This is a genomic window from Mesorhizobium sp. M7A.F.Ca.CA.001.10.2.1 (assembly GCF_003998575.1).
In the GTDB taxonomy this organism is placed as follows: domain Bacteria; phylum Pseudomonadota; class Alphaproteobacteria; order Rhizobiales; family Rhizobiaceae; genus Mesorhizobium.
This window is the reverse complement of the sequence record NZ_RZQY01000320.1, coordinates 1-6,594: the sequence shown is the minus strand read 5'-3', so window position 1 is coordinate 6,594 and position 6,594 is coordinate 1. Positions and strand designations below refer to the sequence as shown.

General features: G+C 63.2%; 5 protein-coding genes and 1 pseudogene. All 6 read right to left on the bottom strand.

Annotated features, from left to right (window positions below):
- Positions 1–360 (bottom strand): annotated as a pseudogene (locus EN964_RS38690) (hypothetical protein); the annotation flags it as partial.
- Between the two features lie 77 nt (positions 361–437).
- Complete coding sequence (gene lpxC / locus EN964_RS20175) at positions 438–1,388, bottom strand: UDP-3-O-acyl-N-acetylglucosamine deacetylase (protein ID WP_023813134.1); 951 nt, start codon at positions 1,386–1,388, stop codon at positions 438–440.
- A 281-nt stretch (positions 1,389–1,669) separates the two neighbouring features.
- Positions 1,670–3,352, bottom strand: a complete 1,683-nt coding sequence (ftsZ, locus tag EN964_RS20170) for a cell division protein FtsZ (protein ID WP_127273569.1) — start codon at positions 3,350–3,352, stop codon at positions 1,670–1,672.
- Between the two features lie 68 nt (positions 3,353–3,420).
- Positions 3,421–4,728, bottom strand: a complete 1,308-nt coding sequence (gene ftsA, locus EN964_RS20165; RefSeq protein ID WP_127270576.1) for a cell division protein FtsA — start codon at positions 4,726–4,728, stop codon at positions 3,421–3,423.
- A complete protein-coding gene (locus EN964_RS20160) occupies positions 4,725–5,666 on the bottom strand; it encodes a cell division protein FtsQ/DivIB (RefSeq protein WP_127270941.1) in 942 nt (313 codons plus the stop codon). Before EN964_RS20160 ends, ftsA begins: the two co-directional genes overlap by 4 nt.
- On the bottom strand, positions 5,654–6,580 hold the full coding sequence (locus EN964_RS20155) for a D-alanine--D-alanine ligase (RefSeq protein WP_127269283.1): 927 nt from the start codon (positions 6,578–6,580) through the stop codon (positions 5,654–5,656). The genes EN964_RS20160 and EN964_RS20155 overlap by 13 nt, the downstream gene beginning before the upstream one ends.
- Positions 6,581–6,594: the final 14 nt, after the last annotated feature.

Below are 6,594 nucleotides of genomic sequence, written 5' to 3'. Positions count from 1 at the left end.
GCCCTGATTGTAGAGAACATCGGCCGGCTCGGTCTGCTCGACATAGGTCGACAGGTCGATATCTTTCTCCGACGACATGCAGGCCGACAGAAAGAGCGATGGAACAACTACTGAAAGCGCCAGGAAAACAGCCCTCTGCGGTGCTTTCAATTGACCAACTCGCTTGAAGAACATGATTGGATCTCGCCCTTTCGGCGCTATTTCAATGCCAGTTGCACGCCATTGTTTCAAAACTGGTCCCCACTTTTGAATGACATGCATTAATCGACGGCAGCAGCCATAAACCATAACCGCCTTGCCCGGCAACGCTATCTCCGGCCAATCGCGCATTTTTGTGGCGGCCGGACGCCACTTGGACATCAATGCAATTTCACTGGCGGGTGGTGCATTCCTGCAACATTCGCTATCACCATGGAACCCGAAAAAAACCTGGGAAATCAGATCATCCAGGGTGCGTAGAGTGGCGCATTGACGGCGTTCATCTCGGCGCTGCGGCCACGCTCACGGCGCGTCGTCTCGACGATCTCGAACGCCGTGCGGTCCGAGAGCAGACGGCGCAGGGCCGCGGCATTCATCCTGTGGCCGCCGCGATAGGAGCGGAAGCAGCCGATGAAGCGGGCGCCGGCCAGCGCCAGGTCGCCCATGGCGTCCAGCGTCTTATGTCGCACGAATTCGTTGGGGTAGCGCAGGCCGCCCATATTGATGACGCGGTTGTCGTCGCCGATGACCAGCGAGTTCTCCAGCGAGGAGCCGAGCGCGTAGCCTGCGGCCCACAGCCGCTCGACATCCTTCATGAAGCCGAAGGTGCGGGCGCGCGCGATGTCACGACGGAAAATATCGGCATTGAGGTCGGAGGCAAACAGCTGACGACCGATCGCCGGGCTTTCGAAGTCGATCTCGATCTCGAAACGGGTCCCGTCATAGGGCCGAAACTCCGCCCACGAGGCGCCGTTCTCGATGCGGACCGGCTTGATGACCCTGATATAGCGCCGCTTGACCGAGAGCGTCTCGATACCCGCCTGATCGATGGCTTCGACGAACGCCATGGCGCTGCCATCGAAGATAGGAACCTCGGAACCATCGATCTCGACAGCGACATTATCGATGCCGAGCCCAAACAGCGCCGCCATGATGTGCTCGACCGTGGCGATATGCTCGCCGGCGGGATCACCAAGCATGGTGCACAGGTCGGTAGCGCCGACTTCCGAAACCAGGGCACGAAACTCGCGGCCCTGTTCCGCACCGTTGAAAAGCTGGAAAACGATGCCGGTGTCGGCATCCGCGGGCACGAAGCTGATGGACACTTCCTTGCCGCTGTGGACGCCGGTGCCGGTAAGCGACGCGCGCGTCTTCAATGTCGTCTGATAGTCGTGCAAGACAATCCCCATAAGCCCGTAATGCCTAGGTCCGCTTCTCCAGCCCGAGGGCGCGGCTCTTGTGTGAATCGGCTGGCAGGGTGACTTCCCCCGAAATCCCGGCAAACCGATGATGGTAGGCAGCGAAGATAATGTCCCGTCAGGGAGACTCCAAATCACGGTTTCTTACTCTGTGTAACCGCAAAATGGAACGAGTGCGACTTGGTAAGTCGTTGAAATCACATCATTTAAAACATTAACAGGCAAGCGATTCCTCGCTTGCCTGTTAACAAATGTTACAGTCCGTTTACCAATCAGTTGGCCTGGCGGCGCAGGAACGCCGGAATCTCCAGCTGATCGTCTTCCTGAGTCGTCCTCACCTGCGGCGTCAGGCGGCCCTGATCGTCGAGCTGGCCGCGGCGCGGCGCATAGAGCTGCGCATCCTGGCTGGCGAGACGGCGCACTTCGGGCGCGGCCTGGCGCAGCTTGGGCTCGCGCGGCTGCGCCGGCTGCAGCCGTGCGGGTTCTTCCTCGCGACGGGTCAGGCCATTGGTCAGGCGCTTCAGCAGGCCCATCGGTCCGCTGTTGTTCTCGTGGTCGACCGGGCGGCTCTTGGCATCCACCTCGGCCTTGACGACCGGCGGAAAGTCCTCGACGCGCGGCATGCGCTGCGGCGCCATGGCAACCGGCTGCGGCGCCTCGCGCTGCAGCATCTCGCGCGGCTGCGGGGCCGGCTGCATCTGCTGGACCACCGGCTGCGGCATCGGCTGGGCGGGCGGCGCCTGGAAGATCTTGCTCTGCGGGCGGAAATCTTCAGCGTGGGCGACCGGGGCCGGGCGCGCCTGCGCCATGGCCGCCGCATTGGCTTCGGCCAGATGGATGGCTTCCGCGACCGGGTCGATAGCGCGTGGCTCGTATGCCGCCTGCTGGACAGGCGCCGGACGAACCTCCGCGATCTGAGCCGCCGGGCGGCTGGCCGGCTTCGGAGGCGCCGTGCGGATCGAGATCGGCGCGGCGGCGATTTCAGCCGCCGACTTGTCGATGCCGGTGGCAACCACCGAGACGCGGATGACGCCTTCGAGTTCCTCGTCGAAAGTGGCGCCCAGGATGATGTTGGCGTCCTGGTCGACTTCCTCGCGGATACGGGTCGCGGCTTCGTCGACTTCGAACAGCGTCAGGTCGCGGCCGCCGGTGATCGAGATCAGCAGGCCCTTGGCGCCCTTCATCGATGTCTCGTCGAGCAGCGGGTTGGCGATCGCCGCTTCGGCGGCGGCCATCGCGCGGCCCTCGCCGGAAGCCTCGCCGGTGCCCATCATCGCCTTGCCCATCTCGCGCATGACGGAACGGACGTCGGCGAAGTCGAGATTGATCAGGCCTTCCTTGACCATCAGGTCGGTGATGCAGGCGACACCGGAATAGAGCACCTGGTCGGCCATGGCGAAGGCATCGGCGAAGGTGGTCTTGTCATTGGCCAGCCGGAACAGGTTCTGGTTGGGGATGACGATCAGCGTATCGACGCATTTCTGCAATTCCTCGATGCCGAAATCCGCTGTCTTCATGCGGCGCTGGCCTTCGAAGTGGAACGGCTTGGTGACGACGCCGACGGTGAGGATGCCCTTTTCGCGCGCTGCGCGGGCAACGACCGGAGCAGCACCGGTGCCGGTGCCGCCGCCCATGCCGGCGGTGACGAAGCACATATGGGTGTTGGTCAGGTGATCGAGGATTTCATCGATGCACTCTTCCGCCGCCGCACGGCCGACTTCCGGCTGCGAGCCGGCGCCAAGGCCTTCGGTGACATGCGCGCCGAGCTGGATCAGGCGGCCGGCCTTCGACATGGTCAGCGCCTGCGCGTCGGTGTTGGCCACCACGAACTCGACACCGCGCAGACCGGCGGTGATCATGTTGTTGACGGCATTGCCGCCGCCGCCGCCGACACCGAACACGGTGATGCGCGGCTTAAGCTCGGTGATGTCCGGCTTTTGCAGATTGATGGTCATTGTCTCCGTCCTTTGCCTTTCACGCCGCTTCGCCGCCGCGGCCGCCTATGGGGCTGTCCCCGTCAATTTTAGAAACTGTCTCTCAACCACTGACTCATGCGATGCAGTTTTCCGCCCGTTCCGGTCATTTTGAGACCGGAAATTCCTTTCGCCGGATGGCTCTCGAAGCTCGCCATCTGCGGATAGATCAGAAGCCCCACCGCAGCCGAGAAGGCCGGCCCCTTCGCCGCTTCCGGCAGACCGGCCACGCCGAGCGGGCGGCCGATGCGCACATTGCGTCCCAGGATGCGGCGCGCCGCCTCCGGCAGGCCGGCAAGCTGGCTGGCGCCACCGGTAAGAACCACACGCTTGCCCACTGCATTGCCATAGCCGGACTTGTTCAGCCGGTCGCGCAGCAGTTCGAGCGTCTCGTCGATGCGGGCGCGCACGATGCGCGTCATCACCGAGCGCGGGATCTGCAAGGGCACGTCACCGTCGTCGCCGATCGGCTGGATCGAGACCAGGTCGCGGTCGTCGGCGCTGCCCGGCAGTGCCGAGCCATGCATCACCTTCAGCCGTTCGGCGGCATCGAGCGAGGTCGACAGCCCCTTGGCCATGTCCATCGTGACGTGGTTGCCGCCGATGGCGATGGCGTCGCCATGGACGAACTTGCCTTCCGAAAACACCGAGATCGTCGTCGTGCCGCCGCCCATGTCGATGCAGGCCGCGCCCATTTCCAGCTCGTCGTCGACCAAGGCCGCCAGGCCGCTGGCATAGGGCGTCGCCACCATGCGCTCGACCGACAGATGCGAACGGTTGATGGAAAGCTCCAGATTGCGCATCGGCGCGGCGTCGCCGGTCAGCACATGCATGTCGACGCCGAGTGCGTCGCCGACCATGCCGCGCGGATCGCGCACGCCGCGTTCGGCATCGAGCGAGAAACCGACGGGAAGCGAATGGATCACCTCGCGCTCGGCCTTCAGCGCCTGCTTGGCGCCGGCACCGAGAACGCGCTTGATGTCGGCCTCGTCGGCCTCGTGGCCGCCTAGATTGATGGTGGCGGAGAAGGCTTCGCTCTTCAGCCGGCCGGCCGTCATGTTGACGATCAGCGAATCGACCGTTAGCCCGGCCATGCGCTCGGCCGCGTCGACGGAAAGGCGGATGGCATGTTCCGCCCTATCGAGGTCAACCACGACACCCGACTTCACGCCTTGCGATTTCTGATGGCCGATGCCGATCACCTGGATCCGGTGCGAGCGGCCGCGCAGCAGCTTGCCGTCATCGCATGGCTTCAGCTTGGCCACCATGCAGCAGACCTTGCTCGAACCGACATCCAGCACCGTCAGGGTGCCGGACCGGCGCGACGCGGCATCGCCAGGACCGCCAAGCCAGTTCATATCTTCGTCTCCGGCTTGCGCTTCAGGCTCTTGGGTTTCTCGTTGAGGGCGGCTTCGCGCTGCGTCGCCGCTTCCGCCGTCAACTGCACGACCAGCCGGTCCGTCAGGCGCATGTCGACGGCGGCGATGTCGCGCGACAGCAAGCCGTTGTCATGATCCATCTTGACGAGTTCGGCGAGCGCCTGTTCCTCGTCATCCTCGGGAAGCTTGATGGTGATGCCATTGTCCAGCTTCAGGTCCCAGCGCCGTTCGCCAACACGGATATAACCCTTGATCCGGCTCGCGAGCTCGGGATATTTCTCGACCTTGGCCAGGAAATCGGGCGCGCTCGCCGGCGCGCCGATGCCGATCAGCAGCGGCAGGAGCGCCTGCTTGCCGCCCGAGAACGGCGCGATCATGGCGCCATTCCGCTCGATGACCGAAAGCGCGTCACCCTGTTGCCAGAGCGCGAAAGCCTCACGCTCCTCGACGCGCACTTCCAGAGTATGCGGGTAGACCTTGCGGACGGCCGCGACCTCGATCCACGGCAATGTCGCAATTCGTTCCCGCGCGGCCTCGGCATTAAAGCCGATCAGCGACGTCCAACCGTCGAGTTCAAGCCTGTCGAGTATGTCGATTTCCGAGGTCTGGCGATTGCCGACCACCTTGACCTGATCGACGGCAAAGCCGGTACGGGCGGTGATGCTCTGCACGATACCCTCGACATGACCGCCGAGATAGGCGCCATAGGCACTGCTCGAGAAAATCAGCACGGCCGACATCATGGCCGCGGAAAAGCGCGGCGCCTGGAATTCCCCGACGCCCAGGCGCGCCAGAATGCGCACCGGGCGGCGCAGCATGCGCGGCAGCACGAAATGGCCCGACGACAATGGCAGGCCGAACAGCGCCGGCCCCGCCGCGCCCCTCTCCCAACCTTGTCTCCATTTCAACGCAGGCACGAAGCGTCCTCCACCATCCAACTCAACAAATCGCCAAACGAGTGCCCGGCCTGGGCGGCGATTTCAGGCACCAAGGACGTCGGCGTCATACCCGGCTGGGTGTTGACCTCGAGCCAGACAATCTCGCCGTTTTCGGAATGACGATCATCGTAACGGAAGTCCGAACGGGAAACGCCGCGACAGCCGATCGCTTGGTGAGCCTTGAGCGCCAGTGTTTGTATTTTTTGGTAAATATTCGGTGAAACTTTTGCGGGGCATTCGTGCTTTGATCCCCCGGCGACATATTTTGAATCATAGTCATAGAAGGAATGGCCGGTCGGGATGATCTCGCAGACCCCCAGCGCCACATCACCCATCACCGCGCAGGTCAGCTCCCTGCCGTGGATGTAGCGCTCAACCATGACGGTATCGCCATATTTCCACTCGGACGAGCCGATCACCTGCGGCGGATGCGACTGGCCTTCATGTACGATGACGACACCGAAGCTCGAACCCTCATTGACCGGCTTGACCACATAGGGCGGCTTCATCGGGTGCTTGTTCTGGATGGCGAAGCGGCTGGCGACCTTCGATTCGGCGATCACGATGCCGACCGACTTGGCAACCCGCTTGGCCTGCTCCTTGTTCATGGCCAGAGCCGAAGCGAGCACGCCGGAATGGGTGTAGGGAATGCCGAGATATTCAAGGATGCCCTGAATGGTGCCGTCCTCGCCAAAAGGGCCGTGCAGCGCATTGAAGGCGACATCGGGCTTGAGCTCGGCAAGCACGGAGCCGACATCGCGCCCGACATCGACACGGGTGACCTGGTAGCCTTCCTTCTCGAGTTCATCGGCACAAGCCTTTCCCGACGAAAGAGACACGGGCCGCTCGGACGAAAAACCACCCAGCAAGACGGCCACATGCTTGTTTTTCATTCCCCGGCATCCCC

Bases quoted from the DNA above. Each gene is read 5' to 3' on its own strand.
- EN964_RS20155 (WP_127269283.1), bottom strand. From the start codon at position 6,580: ATGAAAAACAAGCATGTGGCCGTCTTGCTGGGTGGTTTTTCGTCCGAG.
- ftsZ (WP_127273569.1), bottom strand. From the start codon at position 3,352: ATGACCATCAATCTGCAAAAGCCGGACATCACCGAGCTTAAGCCGCGC.
- ftsA (WP_127270576.1), bottom strand. From the start codon at position 4,728: ATGAACTGGCTTGGCGGTCCTGGCGATGCCGCGTCGCGCCGGTCCGGC.
- lpxC (WP_023813134.1), bottom strand. From the start codon at position 1,388: ATGGGGATTGTCTTGCACGACTATCAGACGACATTGAAGACGCGCGCG.